This window comes from Pseudomonas sp. HN2 (assembly GCF_020736465.1).
Classification (GTDB): Bacteria; Pseudomonadota; Gammaproteobacteria; order Pseudomonadales; family Pseudomonadaceae; genus Aquipseudomonas; species Aquipseudomonas moraviensis_A.
Genome location: NZ_CP085885.1, coordinates 2470225 through 2487445 on the forward strand (window position 1 = coordinate 2470225; position 17221 = coordinate 2487445).

Sequence of the window (17221 nt, forward strand, 5' to 3'; positions counted from 1 at the left end):
CGGATTTGTGGTCATTTATGGAAAAGTCGAAGTTGCGCAAAGTCGCTATGGGTGTGGCGCTGACGGCGGTGGCCGGGTTGTTGTTGTACGCGGTGCAGGCACCGGCGGAGGCGCCGCAGTATCTGACCGCGACGGTGGAGCGCGGTGATATCGAGAACGCGGTACTCGCCACCGGGTTGCTCGAGGGCATCAAGCAGGTCGATGTCGGCGCGCAGGTGTCGGGGCAACTGAAGTCGCTCAAGGTCAAGGTCGGCGACAAGGTGAAGAAGGGCCAGTGGCTGGCGGAAATCGATCCACTGGTACTGCAGAACACACTGCGTCAGGCCCAGGTCGACGAAGAGAACCTGCAAGCGCAGAAGCGTGCGACCCAGGCCCAGTTGCGCCAGACCAAGGCGTTGTTCGAGCGTTATCGGAATCTGCAGGAGGACGCTTCGATCTCCCGTCAGGATTTCGAAACCGCGCAATCGAATTACGAAGTGCAGCAGGCCAACCTGTTGTCGCTGGACGCGCAGATCAAGAGTGCGCACATTCAGATCGACACCGCCAAGGTCAATCTAGCCTATACGCGAATCATTGCGCCCATCGACGGCGATGTGGTCGGTATCGTCACCCAGGAAGGCCAGACTGTCATCGCTAACCAGTTGGCGCCGATCCTGCTCAAACTGGCTGATCTGGACACTATGACTGTCAAGGCGCAGGTCTCGGAAGCGGATGTGATTCACATCGCGCCGGGGCAGGAGGTGTATTTCACCATTCTTGGCGAGGACAAGCGCTACTACGGCAAGCTGCGCGGCACTGAACCGGCACCGCAGAACTTCCTCGAAACGCCGCCGGCCGGGACGCCGAAGCAGAACACGGCGGTGTTTTACAACGCACTGTTCGAGGTGCCGAACCCGGATCATCGCCTGCGCATTTCCATGACTGCGCAAGTCCGCGTGGTGCTCGACACCGCCAAGTCCGTGCTGACCATTCCGGTGGCGGCGCTCGGTGCGCGCAACAGTGACGGCAGCTATCCGGTGCGGGTGCTCGACGCCAAGGGCCAGGCCCAGGTTCGCACGGTGCAGGTCGGGATCAACAACAACGTCAAGGTGCAGATCAACGACGGCCTGGCGGAAGGCGACCGCGTGGTGATCGGTGATCCGGTGTCCGCCGTGGCGGGGTCCTGACCATGGCCGAAGCCCTGCTGCAACTGAGCGGCATCACCCGCAGCTTTACCGCGGGCGACCGCGAGTTCCTTGCGCTGAAAAACATCGATTTGACGATCCACGCCGGGGAAATGGTGGCGATCATCGGTGCGTCTGGCTCTGGCAAGTCGACCCTGATGAATATCCTCGGTTGCCTGGATTACGCCACCGCGGGCAGTTACAAAATCAACGGCCGGGAAACCCGCGACCTCGACAGCGAGGCGCTGGCGGAACTGCGCCGCGATTACTTCGGGTTCATCTTCCAGCGTTATCACTTGCTGCCGCACCTCAGCGCCATGCACAACGTCGAGATTCCGGCGATCTACGCCGGAACCCCGGAGCTGCAACGCCATGCCCGCGCCCGTGAGCTGTTGGCGCGGCTGGGTCTGGAGCGACATCTGACGCATCGGCCGAGCCAGCTCTCCGGGGGGCAGCAGCAGCGCGTGAGCATTGCCCGCGCGTTGATGAACGGCGGTGAAGTGATCCTCGCCGATGAACCGACCGGCGCCCTCGACACCACCAGCGGCAAGGAGGTCATGCACATTCTGCAAGAGCTGCACGCCGCCGGGCACACGGTGATCCTGGTGACCCACGACCCGAAAGTCGCGGCGAATGCCGAGCGGATCATTGAGGTCAGCGACGGCGAAATTCTCAGTGACCGCCGTAATGTGCCGGACAGTGACGCGTCGGCGAACGACGATCGGCTCGCGCCCCACGCGACCGCAGCGCGGCGTCTGGTCGCCAGCCTCGGGCTGTTCAAGGAAGCCTTCAACATGGCCTGGGTCGCGTTGATTTCCCATCGCATGCGCACCTTGCTGACCATGCTCGGCATCGTCATCGGCATCACTTCGGTGGTATCGATCTCGGCGATCGGCGAGGGCGCCAAGCGTTACGTGCTCAAGGACATTCAGGCGATCGGCAGCAACACCATCGATATCTATTCCGGGACCAGTTTCGGCGACAGCCGATCCGCCGCCATCGAAACCCTGGTGCCCGCCGATGTTGCAGCGCTCAATCAGCTGTATTACGTCGACAGTGCGACGCCAGTGGTCGGGCGCAATCTGCTGTTGCGTTACCGCAATATCGATGTCGATGCGCAGGTCAATGGCGTCAGCGATCTGTACTTCCAGGTGCGCGGGATCAAGATGGCCGCGGGCATTCACTTCAGCGAAAGCGATGCGCGGCGGCAGGCCCAAGTGGTGGTCATCGATCACAAGACCCGCCAGCGCCTGTTCGGCGAGCAGGTCGATCCGCTGGGGCAGGTGATTCTGATCGGCAATCTGCCGTGCACGGTGATCGGTGTGGCGGCGGAGAACAAGAACCTGTTTGCCGCGAGCAAATCGCTTAACGTCTGGGTGCCCTACGAAACCGCTGCCGGGCGCCTGCTGGGCCAGCGTTATCTGGACAGCATCAGCGTGCGTATCAAGGATGGCCAGCCGAGCAAAGTGGTGGAAGACAACGTCAACAAACTGATGCTGCAGCGTCACGGCACCAAGGATTTCTTCACCAACAACCTCGACAGCATCATGCAGACCGTGCAGAAAACCAGCCGCTCGCTGGCGTTGCTGCTGTCACTGATCGCAGTGATTTCGCTGGTGGTCGGTGGCATCGGCGTAATGAACATCATGCTGGTGTCGGTCACTGAGCGTACCCGCGAAATTGGTATCCGCATGGCGGTCGGCGCGCGCCAGTCGGACATTCGTCAGCAGTTTCTGGTGGAAGCGGTAATGGTCTGTCTGATCGGTGGCGCGATCGGCATTTCCCTGTCGTATGCCATCGGCCATCTGTTTTCGCTGTTCATCAAGGAATGGGAGATGGTGTTTTCAATGGCCTCGGTAATGACGGCGGTGTTCTGTTCGACCCTGATCGGTGTGGTGTTCGGCTTCGTACCCGCGCGCAACGCTTCGCGGCTCGACCCGATCGAAGCGCTGGCGCGGGACTGACCTCCCGTGGTCAGGGGGAGGCCGGGCTGTCCTGCGGCGAATACATCCACTTCATCAGCGAGTGCCGGCCGCTGATGCCCAGTTTGATCGCGGCGCGCTTGAGGTAACTCTCGACGGTGTTGACCTTCAGCTGCAACTGCGCGGCCAGTTCCGGCGCGGTGTGCCCGGCGAGCAGGCCGATGCACACTTCGCTTTCGCGGTTCGACAGTTTCAGCCCCAACTGCTGCAAACGCTCGTTGAAGCGCAGGCGCAGGGTCTCCAGCCCGCTGGTTTCGCTGGCTGGCGCCAGACTTTGCGCATCGACTTCAAGCGGCTGCACAGCGTTGATGTGTTTTTCCACCATCGGGAGCAGGACCGGGGAGATGTCCTGCAACAGGCTGCGTTCCTGAGCGGAAAAACGTTCCGACTGATCGTTGCGGTACACCGAAATCACGTAGCGGTAACCGTCCTTGCGCCGGGTGAGGTGCAATTGCGTGGCGTCGGCGGCGGTCGAGGATGGCTCGGGTGGCGGTCGGTCGCTGTGCTCGCTGAACAGGGTATCGGCTCGCAGCGCCTCGTCCTTCATCGGCTCGGGTTCGCAGCGCTGCGTCACCGGTTCGACGCGCATCTGGCGGATATGTGTGGCGTCCACCGCCAGTTGCGTGCGGATCAAGTCATGCAGCATGCGCGGGAAATGGCGGCTGCCGGTGCTGGCGATGACCTTGCCGATGTGCGGGAACAGGTGTGAGTTCATGTCTTCATCCGTGAGTGGCATTGGGCGGGGCGTGTTTCTGCGGCACCCGGCGTAGAGCTCCTTGGCCGGAAAAAATCTGCAGGTTTGGATCCTATCCTAGTACAACGTTTCAACTTGCGTTTAATCAAGCGCCAATGTGTGCGTTGCGATGATGCGCGATTTAAATAGTATGACGATTGGAGGCTAGCGCAGAAACACGTACTCTTGCCGCTGCGCTGCAAAGACCAAAACAACAACAGGAGTCTGTAATGCAACCGATTCGTCTCGGCCTGGTGGGCTACGGCAAGATCGCCCAGGATCAACACGTCCCCGCCATCCTCGCCAACCCGGCATTCCAGCTGGTGGCGGTCGCCACCCAGGGCAAACCTTGCGCCGGGGTGGAAAACTTCCAGTCGCTGGGCGAGCTGCTCAAGAACGGTCCGACCGTCGATGCGATTGCGTTCTGCACGCCGCCGCAGGGGCGCTTCGCGCTGGTGCAACAGGCATTGGCGGCCGGCAAGCACGTGCTGGTGGAAAAACCGCCGTGTGCGACATTGGGCGAGGCCATGGCCTTGGTCGATCAAGTCGCCGGGCAAGGCGTCAGCGCTCTGTTCGCCTGGCACTCGCGCTATGCGCCGGGCATCGCCGCCGCCCGTGACTGGTTGGCCGGCCGCACCCTGCAAAGCGTTCGGATCGACTGGAAGGAAGACGTACGTAAGTGGCATCCGGGTCAGGCGTGGATCTGGCAACCGGGCGGCTTGGGTGTGTTCGATCCGGGCATCAACGCCTTGTCGATCATCACCCACCTGCTGGCACTGCCGCTGTTCGTCGAAGCCGCCGAACTGCGCGTGCCGAGCAACTGCCAGTCGCCGATTGCCGCCTCGATCAAAATGTCCGATGCGCGTCGGCTCGACGTGCGCGCCGAGTTCGATTTCGACCATGGGCATGACGAACTGTGGAGCATCGAAATCCGCTGCGCCGAAGGCGTCCTGCGCCTGGACAACGGCGGTGCCGTGCTGAGCATCGACGGCGTCCGGCAAAGCGTATCGGAGGAGGGCGAGTACGCAGCGGTCTACCGCCACTTCCAGCAACTGATCGGCGACAAGGCCAGCGACCTGGATCTGCAACCGTTGCGCCTGGTGGCGGACAGTTTCTTTGTCGGCAGCAGGGCGTTGGTTGAGCCGTTTTACGATTAAGGATCGATTGTCCGGTTTGAGTGGACGGTGAAACGCTTTTCAGCCGATTTATCCCTTTGCTGTGCGTCAGTAATCTGTACCCAACTTGAACGCAACAACAAAACTTCAAACTTGAAAAGGGACGCACACCATGACCACTCCAACCTACAACCGCCTGAACAAAGACGACGCTATCGTGCTGCTGGTTGACCACCAGACCGGTCTGATCTCGCTGGTGCAGGATTTCTCGCCGAACGAGTTCAAGAACAACGTGCTGGCGCTGGCGGATCTGGCGAAGTTCTTCGACCTGCCGACGATCCTCACCACCAGCTTCGAACAAGGCCCGAACGGCCCGCTGGTACCGGAGCTGAAAGAGATGTTCCCGGATGCGCCGTACATCGCTCGCCCTGGTCAGATCAACGCTTGGGACAACGAAGATTTCGTCAAGGCAATCAAGGCCACCGGCCGTAAGCAGATCATCATTGCCGGTGTGGTCACGGATGTGTGCGTAGCGTTCCCGACCCTGTCGGCACTGGCGGAAGGTTTTGATGTGTTTGTGGTGACTGATGCGTCCGGCACCTTCAACACCACCGTGCAGCAAGCCGCGTGGAGCCGCATGACCCAGGCCGGCGCACAGATGATGAACTGGTTCTCGGTGGCCTGTGAGCTGCACCGCGACTGGCGCAACGACATTGAAGGTCTGGGTAACCTGCTGTCGCAGCGCATCCCCAACTACCGCAACCTGATGAACAGCTACTCGGCGCTGACGCAGCAGAAGTGAGTCATCGCTAACTAAAAAGCCTGCTTTGAAAGCAGGCTTTTTGCGTTTTCACTCGATTGGCTGCGTTCTGTAAGTTTTATACAGTTGCTGAATGTCGGGATTGTCGAGATTCGCGTAAATGATTCCTTCCTTATCCAGACCGTCTAGCCCTTTGATACCGCCAATCACTCCTGGCCATTCCTCACGGCCTGAGATGTCTACGACGTGGGGCTTCAGATATTCGTCCAAGTGACCTCTGAAGGGATCGCGGATCTCGTCGCTGAGCGCTCGCAAATATGCATCCTTGTTGGTCTTCGACCAATCGATGGCAAACCTGGCCCGATAGCACAGCTCCATGTAAACGAGCAGGATAGTCCGTCCGTTTCCATCCAGAAACGGATGAGCCGAAGCCAATTGCCCCATCACCTCGCCGGGGCGATCACGGAAGCGTTTTTTGTTTGCAGCGAGCTCCAGCGCATATTCGATGGATCTTTTGATCAGCTCTGGACGCTCGAATGGTGTGTGATGCGGATCGTCTAGCGATCCTTTGAAAACCGCCAGATGGGGAACCAGCTCATTTCTGTCTTTACCTGACCACGGATAGAAACCGGCGAACAGGATTTCATGAGTCTTGAGTACCGCTTGATAGTTGATGGGTCTTCTTTTTGCCAGATAGGCAAGCGCTTCTTCGATACTGGCCTCGAATGAGAGATGTTCCGATTCCTTGACTTCAACCGGGTCTTTCAGCTTGAGCGAGTTGCGAAGGTAGCCTTCAGTTTCGAAATCGCCGAAGGGGTCGAACGTCATGCGCTGAGCTGCTTCTTCGAATGCCTTTTTTCCTGAAGATAACGTCCTTGCAAGGCCATGATTTCAGCCTTGTTCAAGACGCCCTTTCGCTTCAGGTTGACCAGCAGTTGCTCCACACTGTCCAGTTCAACGGCATCACCGGCCAGCCGCGTTATCGTCACTGCCATGCGACTCACTCCGTCACGTTCGGCGCCCACCCTGTGTTTTTCCGCGAGCTTGCGAACTTCGCTCGCGACGCTGCCAGTGGCTGATTCGCTCATCTTCTAACCCCTCGTTGTCTCTGTCGGAGCATAGCATGGCGTCCTTCTGAGGGATTAACCGTCAAGCATGTCGACTTTTGGCATTGTCCGGTTTGAGTGGACGGTGAAACGCTTTTCAGCCGATTTATCCCTTTGCTGTGCGTCAGTAATCTGTACCCAACTTGAACGCAACAACAAAACTTCAAACTTGAAAAGGGACGCACACCATGACCACTCCAACCTACAACCGCCTGAACAAAGACGACGCTATCGTGCTGCTGGTTGACCACCAGACCGGTCTGATCTCGCTGGTGCAGGACTTCTCGCCGAACGAGTTCAAGAACAACGTGCTGGCGCTGGCGGATCTGGCGAAGTTCTTCGACCTGCCGACGATCCTCACCACCAGCTTCGAACAAGGCCCGAACGGCCCGCTGGTGCCGGAGCTGAAAGAGATGTTCCCGGACGCGCCGTACATCGCTCGCCCTGGTCAGATCAACGCTTGGGACAACGAGGACTTCGTCAAGGCGATCAAGGCCACCGGGCGCAAGCAGATCATCATTGCCGGTGTGGTCACGGATGTGTGCGTAGCGTTCCCGACCCTGTCGGCGCTGGCGGAAGGTTTTGATGTGTTTGTGGTGACTGACGCGTCCGGCACCTTCAACACCACCGTGCAGCAAGCCGCGTGGAGCCGCATGACTCAGGCTGGCGCGCAGATGATGAACTGGTTCTCGGTGGCCTGTGAGCTGCACCGCGACTGGCGCAACGACATTGAAGGCCTGGGTAACCTGCTGTCGCAGCGGATTCCCAACTACCGCAACCTGATGAACAGCTACTCGGCGCTGACGCAGCAGAAGTGAGTCATCGCTAACTAAAAAGCCTGCTTTGAAAGCAGGCTTTTTGCGTTCATGACCGCCAGGCCAGCCACCGTTCGTCCATTGTCGGGCACTTGTCATGCGCTGGCATTTCACACGTTCAGGTACCTATCGCTGAATCACATCGGAGACCGACATGGACATTGACGAAAACGCACCGGGCAACCAGTCGCAACAAGCCGTGACGCGCACCACCGACAACGAGACCGGGCACGATCCCAAGCGGGAAAATCCCGAGGTGCCCTTGCCGCCGGACGATGAAGCGCCGGTTGAGGAAGACATGTCGGATGTGGATGCGGCCAACTCGGTTTCGACCGAGCATCCGCCATCACGCTGATCGAGCGATTTGATCGATGCCTCCCACTCTGGAATTAGAGTGAGAGGCTCTCCCGCGCACCCTGATGCAGTTCAGTCACCGACATGGTAAAGACCAGTTTCGACCGGCCATGGTTGGCATATCCATGCGCCACATCCGTACGCGCTACCGCCGAACACCCAGGCCCGACAATCAGTTCGGCATCGCCAACCGTCAAATGCAACGTGCCTTTCTCGACGTGAAACAACTCGGTGGTGCCGTTCGGGTGACCGGCTGAAGCAAACGACTCACCGGGAAACAACTCCCAGCGCCACAACTCGAGCATGTTCGGGCCGCTGGTGCCGGCCAGCAATCGTGCCGAACCGCCCAGCTCGCCGCTCCACAGCGTAGGGATGTCCTGACTGGCGATCAGGTGCGCCGCCGGGGTCGCGGCGACATTGACGAAGTCCGCCACGGACAAGCCCAGCGCCGCGGCGATCTTGCACAAGGTGGCGATGCTCGGGTTGGCCGAGCCTTTCTCGATCTCGACCACCATGCCTTTGCTCACGCCCGAGCGACGGGACAGTTCGTCGAGCGTGATGCTCTGCTGTTTGCGTGCCTGTTTGAGCGTGCGGGAAACCGCTGCGCTGACGGTCTGGACGTCGGCGCCGGCCTCGGTCGGTATATTGACTTTCTTGGTCATTGATAGCTAGCATCGTTGGAAATTCGGGTTTGAGGGGGATTCTGGGATGCTGTCTGTCGTGCCGTCAATCGATCCGGCTGTGGCGCAACTGGCGCCGGGCTTCAGAGCGCTGAGTATTGTCGTGCAAGCCGCACCGATTCTTGACGCTGAGGTGGCAGGTGTTGCGCTGGCCAGAGCCTGCCAGGCCGTCGCCGCCGGTGGCCCGCAGTGGGCCCCTGCGCATTTGCAGGCCTGGGCCGACGTATTCCGCCAGTTCGGCGCCAAGCCGCAGCGCACGCCTTGCTCGGCCGAAGCACTGCGCAAACGCGTATTGCGCGACGGCAACTTGCCGAGCATCGATCCGGTGGTTGATCTGTACAACGCCATCAGCCTCGAATACGCGATTCCAGTAGGCGGCGAAAATGCCGAAGCCTATGTTGGCTCACCGCGCCTGGTCGTGACCGATGGCAGCGAACCATTCGATACGATGAAGGAAGGCCAGCCCGCGCATGAGTTCCCGGACACTGGGGAAGTGGTCTGGCGCGATGACCAGGGCGTGACCTGCCGGCGCTGGAACTGGCGCCAGGGTGTGCGAACCCGCCTTGACGCCCAGGCCCAGCACATGTGGTTCATCCTCGAAAGCCTGCCGGCCATGCCGCTGGAAGCGCTGACCGAGGCCGGCGACAGGCTGATCGAAGGTTTGCAGCAGATGATGCCCGGCGCCGAGATCGAAAGCATGTTGATCGGGCCCGGGGCGCGGTAGGTTCGATAATGTCACTGAATCTTCAGGCTGGCAGAGTTCCCTTGTAGGAGTGAGCCTGCTCGCGATCGCGTTAGGCCAGTCAACATCTTCATTGACTGGCGTGACGCTATCGCGAGCAGGCTCACTCCTACAGTTGATTGGGTTTTTTCAGGAGGAATGTAGCCTCAGTAAGGGCTGGCTGTTGGGCGCACGATCAGTTCGCTGACGTCGACATCTGCCGGTTGTTCTACGGCGTAGGCAATCGCGCGGGCGATGGCTTCGGCGGGGATGGCGATCTTGCGGAAGGACTTCATCTCGGCGCGGCCGCCTTCGTCGGAGATGCTGTCGGCCAGTTCCGATTCGGTCACGCCCGGTGCAATGACGGTGACGCGGATATCGCCACCGACTTCCTGGCGCAAGCCTTCGGAGATCGCCCGTACCGCGTATTTGGTCGCGCAGTACACCGCCGCGGTAGGGCTGACCGCGTAGGCGCCGATCGAGGCGATGTTGATGATCTGCCCGGCGCGCTGGCGCTGCATCAACGGCAGGCTGGCGGCGATGCCGTGGAGTACGCCACGGATGTTGACGTCGATCATGCGGTTCCACTCATCGACCTTCAGGGCGTCCAGCCGCGACAACGGCATGACCCCGGCATTGTTGACCAGCACATCGACGCGGCCGTAATGCTCCACGGCAAAATCGACGAAGCGCTGCACATCCAGCTGATCGGTGACGTCCAGCGCGCGGCACTGCGCGTGGCCACCGGTGCCGTTGATTTCCTCGGCGATCAGCGCCAGACGCTCGGTGCGCCGCGCGCCCAATACCACTTTGGCGCCACGGCTGGCGAGCAGGCGCGCGGTGGCTTCGCCGATGCCGCTGCTGGCGCCGGTAATCACGATCACTTTGTCTTGAATGTTCAGCATGATGTCTTCCTCTTCGCGGTGCCCGGGAGTGGGCTTGGAAGAAGGTTAAGCGCGGCGGCTCACAGGCTATTAATCGATTTCTCCACGGGATTTGCCCAATTCTGCTGCATCGCTTTTCGACAGGTTTTCAGGCCCCGCGTGGCGCATCGCGGTAGGCACTCGGGGTGACCCCGACTTCACGGCGGAACACCTGGGAAAAATGGCTGGGGCTGGAATAGCCAACCTCCAGGCCAATGTCGATCACGCTGCGCGCGGTCTCCAGTAACAGATGACGCGCGCGGCTCATGCGCAGGCGGATGAAGTATTGCGAAGGCGACAAGCCGGTGGCGCGCTTGAAGGTGCGGCTGAAGTGGTAGTCGCTCAGCTCGGCGATGGCCGCCAGATGACCGAGGCTGAAATCTTCCGCCAGATTCGCATTCATCGCTTCAAGCACCCGGCGCAGTTTGTAGGCGGGCAGGGCGTTGTCGCGGCGCGGGTTGCTGTCCGGGTCGAGATAACGACGCAACAGATGGATCGCCAATGCCTGGGCCAGGCTGTGCACCAGCAGTGCGCTGGGCTGGCGTTGCTCGGTCAGTTCGATGCGCAGTTGTTCAAGGATGAAGCTGACCTGCTCGTCACGCGCACCGGACACGTCGATGAACGTCACTGTACCGGCCTGTTCGCCGAACGCTTCCCGCGCCGCTTGTTCGATCAGGCCCAGACCGAGGTACAGGTGCATGACTTCGAAAACCTCACAGCCTTCGGTCTGCCAGCGCATTTCGTAGGGTTCGCGGGTGTTGGTCAGGAAGAAATCGCCGGCCGTGACCTGGCTCGCCTGCCATTCGCCACCCAACGAACGTTCCTCGACCCGCGCGGTGCCGGCCAATACCAGCACCAGCAGCGGTTCGGCCACGCATGGCACGCGAATCGGTTCGAGCAGGGTTTGATGGCGGAACAGTTGTACCACTGCATCCTTGATCTGCGGTCGCGGCGTGGTGGTTTCCGCAACACCGGGCAAATGCTCTGGCATGGCCTCGGCGGCGATGCGCGCGGGCTGGCTGATTGTCGGTGTAGCGGGGCTGGCAGAGGGCACAGGACGCTCCATCAAAAGCTTCGGCTGCGGATGGTTTCGAAGATTAGGGCGGGCGGACAGGAAACTCCAGCGCAAAACTCCGACAGTCCCGGCAATCGCCCGAAAGCCCGGCGGCGGACAGTGCGCGACAGTGAAGCCGTGTTTACGACCGCGCCATCAGGCGCAACACCGATTCGCTATCGAGGAGTTAAAACCATGACTGATTTCAATCACACCCTGCCACAAGAAGTCGCCGGTAAAGTTGCCCTGGTCACGGGTGCAGCCAGTGGCATCGGCAAGGCGATTGCGCTGATGCTGCACGCTCGCGGCGCCAAGGTAATTGCCGAAGATCTCAACCCGGCTGTTGAAGAGCTGGCTCGTCCCGATCTGCTGCCTCTGGTGGCGGACATCACCGAGGACGGCGCCGCCGAACGCGCAGTAGGCCTTGCCGTCGAGAAGTTCGGTCGCCTGGATATTCTGGTCAACAACGCCGGGATCATCATCAACAAAGCGGTGATCGACATGAGTCGCGACGATTGGGAAAAAATCCAGGCAGTGAATGCCACGGCGGCCTTCCTGCACTGCCGCGAAGCGGTCAAGGCGATGATCCCGAACAAGTCCGGTGCAATCGTCAATATCGCTTCCTATGCCTCGTACTTCGCGTTCCCGACCATTGCCGCCTACACCGCCTCCAAAGGTGCGTTGGCACAACTGACCCGCACGCTGGCCCTGGAAGTCATCGAGCACGGCATACGCGTCAACGCCATCGGTGTCGGCGATGTGGTGACCAATATTCTCAATGATGTGGTCGAGGATGGCCCGGGATTCCTCGCGCAGCACGGCGAAGCGGCGCCGATCGGTCGGGCGGCGCAGCCGGAAGAAATCGCCGAGATCGTGACCTTTCTCGCTTCCGACCGCGCCAGTTTCATGGTCGGCTCGGTGGTCATGGCCGATGGCGGCATGACGGTAACCGCAGGCTGATAGCGGGGCGGCAAGCCATGGGCACGTGCGATCACGTGCCCATGGCTTTACCAGAATCTGACCGACGCAGAATCAGGCAAATCTGCAGCATCTTTGATCTAGTCGTCGCTGGGTAAAACTGGCTACTCTTCCTCCGCAGTTGACCCACCTTCGTCTGCTTTCGAGGCCCTTTGCATGGATAACCGCGACGCTTCCATCCTCCACGACACGGCGGTCTACCGCGCCGAACTGGTGCGCTTGCTGACTCAACGCTTCGACGCGCCGGGCACCTACGAAACGGCGATTGCGCCGCTGCACGTGATCCGTCTCGATGGGCCGTCCGAGCTGATCCATGTCGTGCACCGTCCGGCGCTGTGCCTGATCGTGCAGGGTCGCAAGGAAGTCGGGCTGGGCGACGAACGTTTCCTCTATGACCCGCTGAATTACCTGGTGGTGTCGGTGACGTTGCCGGTATCGGGCCGGGTGATCGAAGCCTCGCCCGAGGCACCGTATTTTTGCGTTCGGCTGGATTTCGACCCTGCACAACTGACGCAACTGATTGCCGAATCGCCGCCGACCGGGGTGCCGCAGGAAGCCGGGCGCGGCATGTTTCTCGACAAGATCGACGTGACCCTGCTCGACACCATGCTGCGTCTGGTGCGCCTGCTGGATAACCCGCGCGACATCGGCATGCTCGCGCCAATGGCGTTGCGTGAGCTGTATTACCGCCTGCTGCGCGGCCAGCACGGTCATCTGCTGTACGAAATCGCGGTCAGCGATTCGCAGACCCACCGGGTCACGCGGGCCATCGACTGGCTGAACAGGAATTTCACCGAGCCGCTGCGCATCGACGCGCTGGCGCAGGTGGCCAACCTGAGCAATTCGGCGCTGCACCATCGCTTCAAAGCCGTCACCGCGATGAGCCCGCTGCAGTATCAAAAACAGCTGCGCCTGCAAGAGGCGCGTCGGCTGATCATCAATGAAGGGCTGGACGTGTCCAGCGCCTGCTATCGCGTTGGCTATGAAAGCGCTTCGCAGTTCAGCCGCGAATACAACCGCCAGTTCGGCTGCCCGCCATCGAAAGAACTCAGCCGCCTGCGCCAGACCGGTTGACGGCCTGAGGTTCTGTTTAACGCGCGGGTTCCGCCCACTCATCACGGAACCCCAGGAGAAAATCCACAAACGCCCGTACCCGTTGTGGCACATAGCGGCCGTGCGGGTAGAGCAGGGTATACGGCCGCGAACGGCCGGTGTACGGCTGCAGCACTTCAATCAGGCGGCCATCCGCCAGTTCCTGTTCGACGATGAAGCGGTACGTCTGAAACAGTCCGGCGCCGTGCTTGGCGAGCGTCACACCGCCGAGCACATCGTCGGAGCAGGAGTAGCCGCCGTCGGAAATCACTTCCCGGTCCCGGCCGTTTTCCTGAAACAGCCAGGAAATCCGCCGGCCACTGCTGGGCAGTTCGAACTGGATGCACTCATGCTCGATCAGATCGTCGAGGGTTTGCGGCGTGCCGGCTCTCTGCAGATATTCAGGGGAGGCGACCACCACCAGGCTGGCGTCTTCCAGCAGGCGAGCGATCAGGGTCGAGTCCGGTTGCGCGCGCACGCGTATCGCCAGGTCGTAGCCTTCCTCGACGAAGTCGATATTGCGATTGCCCAAGTGCACGTCCACCGTAACCTCGGGGTACAACGCCCGAAACTTTGGCAGCAGCGGCAGGATGCGGTGATGCCCGTAAGTGGTTGGCAGGCTGATGCGCAGTCGCCCCGACGGCGAAGTCTGCGCGCCCATGACTTCCTGCTGCGCTTCGACCAGTTGCGTCAGGGCCTGGCTGCATTGTTCGAAGAAGCTGCGGCCGGCGTCGGTGAGGCGGATGCTGCGCGTGGTGCGTGCGAACAGGCGTGAACCCAGGCGTTGCTCCAGGCGCAGAATCGACCGGCTGACAGCCGCAGGCGTGACCCCGGCCAGTTGCGCGGCGGCGGTGAAGCTGCCGGCTTCGGCAGCCAGGCAGAACAGTTCGATACTGCCTAATTGCAAGTCTTCAAAATGGCGTTTCATTGTGGCTCGCACCGAAGATCGACGGACGTTCATCCTCTGTGTACCACAACCCACGACGCCGCCGGTATCCACCGGCGGCGTTGCAGGGGTTCGATCAATGGCCGGCGCTCTGGCCACCGTCGACATGCAGGATTTCGCCAGTGACGAACTTCGCGCTGTCGAGGTAGAGGATCGCTTGCACGATGTCGTCGATTTCACCCATGTGGCCGACCGGGTGCAGGCTGCCCAGCGCCTGATGGGTTTCCTCGGCGTGCATCGGCGTCTTGATGATGCCCGGCGACACCGCGTTGACCCGAATGCCGCGCTTGGCGTACTCGATAGCCAGGGATTTGGTCGCCGCGTTGATGCCGCCCTTGGTCAGCGATGCCAATACCGAAGGCACGCCATCAACCGCATGATCGACCAGACTGGTGGTCACGCTGACGACGTGGCCGCTGCCGTGCTTTTCCATCTCGCCGATGGCCAGTTGCGAGATATGAAAGAAGCCACTCATGTTGGTCGCCACGACCTGGGCGTAGTCCGCCTGGCTGTAAGCGGTGAACGGCTTGGCCAGAAAGATCCCGGCATTGTTGACCAGCGTATCGACGCGACCGAACCGGGCCACTGCGGCGCGAATCACTCGCTCAGCGGTTTGTGGATCGGCGATGTCACCGGCGACGGCCAGAATATCCGGGTCGCGCGATTCTTTGATCGAACGCGAGGTCGCGACCACTTGATGGCCAAGGGCGCGAAAGCCTTCGACCAGACCTGCGCCAATGCCTTGCGAGGCGCCGGTGATGACAACTACTTTTTTCGATGTGCTCATGATGGTTTCCTCTGTCGCTTGCCCGTCGGGATGGCGGGTGGCTGTTGGAGGAGACTTTAGGAATTTGCGAGGAGTTGATAAATGGGGGCGCGGGTACTTCATTTGTACTTCGGTGTATCTAATCGGGGATGCGTTTGTAGGAGTGAGCCTGCTCGCGATGGCGCCAGTTCAATCGATAAAAATGGTGGCTGACATGACGCTATCGCGAGCAGGCTCACTCCTACAGGGGGGCATCTTTCGATTGTCCTGCTCAGGTGGACGGTGAAACGCTTTTCAGCCGATTTATCCCTTTGCTGTGCGTCAGTAATCTGTACCCAACTTGAACGCAACAACAAAACTTCAAACTTGAAAAGGGACGCACACCATGACCACTCCAACCTACAACCGCCTGAACAAAGACGACGCTATCGTGCTGCTGGTTGACCACCAGACCGGTCTGATCTCGCTGGTGCAGGACTTCTCGCCGAACGAGTTCAAGAACAACGTGCTGGCGCTGGCGGATCTGGCGAAGTTCTTCGACCTGCCGACGATCCTCACCACCAGCTTCGAACAAGGCCCGAACGGCCCGCTGGTACCGGAGCTGAAAGAGATGTTCCCGGATGCGCCGTACATCGCTCGCCCTGGTCAGATCAACGCTTGGGACAACGAAGATTTCGTCAAGGCAATCAAGGCCACCGGCCGTAAGCAGATCATCATTGCCGGTGTGGTCACGGATGTGTGCGTAGCGTTCCCGACCCTGTCGGCACTGGCGGAAGGTTTTGATGTGTTTGTGGTGACTGATGCGTCCGGCACCTTCAACACCACCGTGCAGCAAGCCGCGTGGAGCCGCATGACTCAGGCTGGCGCGCAGATGATGAACTGGTTCTCGGTGGCCTGTGAGCTGCACCGCGACTGGCGCAACGACATTGAAGGTCTGGGTAACCTGCTGTCGCAGCGCATCCCCAACTACCGCAACCTGATGAACAGCTACTCGGCGCTGACGCAGCAGAAATAAGCCTTCACCCACCGAAAAAGCCTGCCTCGAAAGCAGGCTTTTTTGCGCTCGTGAATTTGAAACGCGGTCACTGTAGGAGTGAGCCTGCTCGCGATTGCATCCACACATTCAACATCTTCATTGACTGGTGTACCGCTATCGCGAGCAGGCTCACTCCTACAGGAGATCGCGTGTGGCCTGACGACACAGTCAACTGTGGGAGCGAGCCTGCTCGCGAAGACGGCGGCACAGTCACCCGAGCAGTTCGCTGATCCACTGCACCTCTTGCTTCAACGCGCGGATTTTGTCCTGCGGCAACACCTGTTGCGCTCTCGTAAACTGCCCCAACGTCTTCTGCCGCTGATTCAGCCTGCGTCGCCACTTTTGCACAAAGGCAGAGCTTTGCGTCTGCAGATGCAGCGGTCCGAAAAACAATTCCCGGGCATCGTAAGTCACCGGCTCAGAGGCTCGTTCGGCAACGATGATTTCGTAGTCGAAGCGGTTCTCGTGCAGCACCTCTTCACAGATGATCCGGTAGCCGTTGTCCATCAGCCACCGGCGCAACGCCTGCTCGCCGCCGTTGGGCTGCAGGATCAGCCGTTCGTTGCCATTAAGGTGGGATTTGCCGCCATCGAAAATATCGCGAATGGTTTCGCCGCCCATACCACAGAGGGTGATGGCGGTGACTGCATCGTCGGGTCTGATCGCCGCCAGACCGTCGGCCAGGCGCACGCTGATCTGGCCGTGCAGGTCGTTGTCATTGACGGTGCGCTGCGCCGCGAGGAACGGCGTGCGCGCGACCTCGCCAGCCACCGCCGTTGCAATCAGGCCTCGACGCATCAGGGCTACCGGCAGATAAGCGTGGTCGGAGCCGATATCGGCCAGCCGTGCACCGAGCGGCACGTGGGCGGCGACGCGTTCAAGGCGCATGGACAATGTCTGTTGGTTCAACGGCGACCCCTGTTCACCCGACGGTGGAAAAAGGGGTGCGACTCTGGCGAGCAACGCTGGCGCTGTCAAATCGCGCCGATGGAATTCC

Annotated in this window: 19 protein-coding genes; 10 read left to right on the forward strand and 9 right to left on the reverse strand. The window is 60.5% G+C overall.

What is annotated here, in order from left to right:
- Positions 1-17: 17 nt before the first annotated feature.
- Complete coding sequence (macA, locus tag LIS66_RS10810; protein WP_042609572.1) at positions 18-1166, forward strand: macrolide transporter subunit MacA; 1149 nt, start codon at positions 18-20, stop codon at positions 1164-1166.
- A 2-nt stretch (positions 1167-1168) separates the two neighbouring features.
- On the forward strand, positions 1169-3127 hold the full coding sequence (locus LIS66_RS10815) for a MacB family efflux pump subunit (RefSeq protein ID WP_042609573.1): 1959 nt from the start codon (positions 1169-1171) through the stop codon (positions 3125-3127).
- Between the two features lie 10 nt (positions 3128-3137).
- On the opposite strand, the gene LIS66_RS10820 is transcribed toward LIS66_RS10815, so the two are convergent.
- On the reverse strand, positions 3138-3860 hold the full coding sequence (locus LIS66_RS10820; protein ID WP_083353080.1) for a helix-turn-helix transcriptional regulator: 723 nt from the start codon (positions 3858-3860) through the stop codon (positions 3138-3140).
- Positions 3861-4108: 248 nt separating this feature from the next.
- Here LIS66_RS10820 and LIS66_RS10825 point away from each other — a divergent pair, with 248 nt between their 5' ends.
- A complete protein-coding gene (locus LIS66_RS10825; RefSeq protein ID WP_227974225.1) occupies positions 4109-5035 on the forward strand; it encodes a Gfo/Idh/MocA family protein in 927 nt (308 codons plus the stop codon).
- Between the two features lie 130 nt (positions 5036-5165).
- Positions 5166-5795 (forward strand): isochorismate family cysteine hydrolase YcaC, encoded by a 630-nt coding sequence (gene ycaC, locus LIS66_RS10830; RefSeq protein ID WP_016774235.1) that lies wholly within the window; start codon positions 5166-5168, stop codon positions 5793-5795.
- Between the two features lie 48 nt (positions 5796-5843).
- Here the strand turns inward: ycaC (LIS66_RS10830) and LIS66_RS10835 are convergent, their stop codons facing one another.
- Together LIS66_RS10835 and LIS66_RS10840 are read right to left on the reverse strand one after the other, a co-directional pair.
- Complete coding sequence (locus tag LIS66_RS10835) at positions 5844-6581, reverse strand: Fic family protein (protein ID WP_227974226.1); 738 nt, start codon at positions 6579-6581, stop codon at positions 5844-5846.
- The gene (locus LIS66_RS10840; RefSeq protein WP_227974227.1) at positions 6578-6841 is read right to left on the reverse strand and encodes a hypothetical protein; all 264 of its coding nucleotides are present in this window, start codon (positions 6839-6841) and stop codon (positions 6578-6580) included. The genes LIS66_RS10835 and LIS66_RS10840 overlap by 4 nt, the downstream gene beginning before the upstream one ends.
- A gap of 206 nt (positions 6842-7047) precedes the next feature.
- Here LIS66_RS10840 and ycaC (LIS66_RS10845) point away from each other — a divergent pair, with 206 nt between their 5' ends.
- Both ycaC (LIS66_RS10845) and LIS66_RS10850 read left to right on the forward strand, forming a co-directional pair.
- Entirely contained in the window at positions 7048-7677 is a 630-nt protein-coding gene (gene ycaC, locus LIS66_RS10845; protein WP_016774235.1) for an isochorismate family cysteine hydrolase YcaC, read from the forward strand.
- A 151-nt stretch (positions 7678-7828) separates the two neighbouring features.
- The gene (locus LIS66_RS10850) at positions 7829-8029 is read left to right on the forward strand and encodes a hypothetical protein (protein WP_016774226.1); all 201 of its coding nucleotides are present in this window, start codon (positions 7829-7831) and stop codon (positions 8027-8029) included.
- Positions 8030-8063: 34 nt separating this feature from the next.
- On the opposite strand, the gene LIS66_RS10855 is transcribed toward LIS66_RS10850, so the two are convergent.
- Positions 8064-8690 carry a helix-turn-helix domain-containing protein gene (locus tag LIS66_RS10855; RefSeq protein WP_123418540.1) on the reverse strand — a complete coding sequence of 209 codons (627 nt, stop codon included), beginning with the start codon at positions 8688-8690 and terminating at the stop codon, positions 8064-8066.
- A 46-nt stretch (positions 8691-8736) separates the two neighbouring features.
- Here LIS66_RS10855 and LIS66_RS10860 point away from each other — a divergent pair, with 46 nt between their 5' ends.
- Complete coding sequence (locus tag LIS66_RS10860; RefSeq protein WP_227974228.1) at positions 8737-9432, forward strand: B3/4 domain-containing protein; 696 nt, start codon at positions 8737-8739, stop codon at positions 9430-9432.
- 164 nt (positions 9433-9596) lie between these two features.
- On the opposite strand, the gene LIS66_RS10865 is transcribed toward LIS66_RS10860, so the two are convergent.
- Together LIS66_RS10865 and LIS66_RS10870 are read right to left on the reverse strand one after the other, a co-directional pair.
- Positions 9597-10334, reverse strand: a complete 738-nt coding sequence (locus tag LIS66_RS10865; RefSeq protein WP_227974229.1) for an SDR family oxidoreductase — start codon at positions 10332-10334, stop codon at positions 9597-9599.
- Between the two features lie 127 nt (positions 10335-10461).
- Positions 10462-11343, reverse strand: a complete 882-nt coding sequence (locus LIS66_RS10870) for a helix-turn-helix domain-containing protein (protein ID WP_083201977.1) — start codon at positions 11341-11343, stop codon at positions 10462-10464.
- A gap of 258 nt (positions 11344-11601) precedes the next feature.
- Between LIS66_RS10870 and LIS66_RS10875 the strand changes: the two genes are divergently transcribed.
- The gene (locus LIS66_RS10875; protein ID WP_227974230.1) at positions 11602-12366 is read left to right on the forward strand and encodes an SDR family NAD(P)-dependent oxidoreductase; all 765 of its coding nucleotides are present in this window, start codon (positions 11602-11604) and stop codon (positions 12364-12366) included.
- A gap of 174 nt (positions 12367-12540) precedes the next feature.
- Complete coding sequence (locus tag LIS66_RS10880) at positions 12541-13458, forward strand: AraC family transcriptional regulator (RefSeq protein WP_064361978.1); 918 nt, start codon at positions 12541-12543, stop codon at positions 13456-13458.
- Positions 13459-13474: 16 nt separating this feature from the next.
- Here LIS66_RS10880 and LIS66_RS10885 read toward each other — a convergent pair whose 3' ends face one another.
- On the reverse strand, positions 13475-14404 hold the full coding sequence (locus tag LIS66_RS10885) for a LysR family transcriptional regulator (RefSeq protein ID WP_042609581.1): 930 nt from the start codon (positions 14402-14404) through the stop codon (positions 13475-13477).
- Between the two features lie 94 nt (positions 14405-14498).
- Complete coding sequence (locus LIS66_RS10890; protein WP_116657463.1) at positions 14499-15209, reverse strand: SDR family NAD(P)-dependent oxidoreductase; 711 nt, start codon at positions 15207-15209, stop codon at positions 14499-14501.
- Between the two features lie 364 nt (positions 15210-15573).
- On the opposite strand from LIS66_RS10890, the gene ycaC (LIS66_RS10895) reads away from it, so the two are divergent.
- Positions 15574-16203 carry an isochorismate family cysteine hydrolase YcaC gene (ycaC, locus tag LIS66_RS10895; RefSeq protein ID WP_016774235.1) on the forward strand — a complete coding sequence of 210 codons (630 nt, stop codon included), beginning with the start codon at positions 15574-15576 and terminating at the stop codon, positions 16201-16203.
- A 231-nt stretch (positions 16204-16434) separates the two neighbouring features.
- On the opposite strand, the gene LIS66_RS10900 is transcribed toward ycaC (LIS66_RS10895), so the two are convergent.
- Positions 16435-17133: a tRNA (adenine(22)-N(1))-methyltransferase gene (locus tag LIS66_RS10900; RefSeq protein ID WP_042609584.1), complete on the reverse strand. Its 699-nt coding sequence runs from the start codon at positions 17131-17133 to the stop codon at positions 16435-16437.
- Positions 17134-17221: the final 88 nt, after the last annotated feature.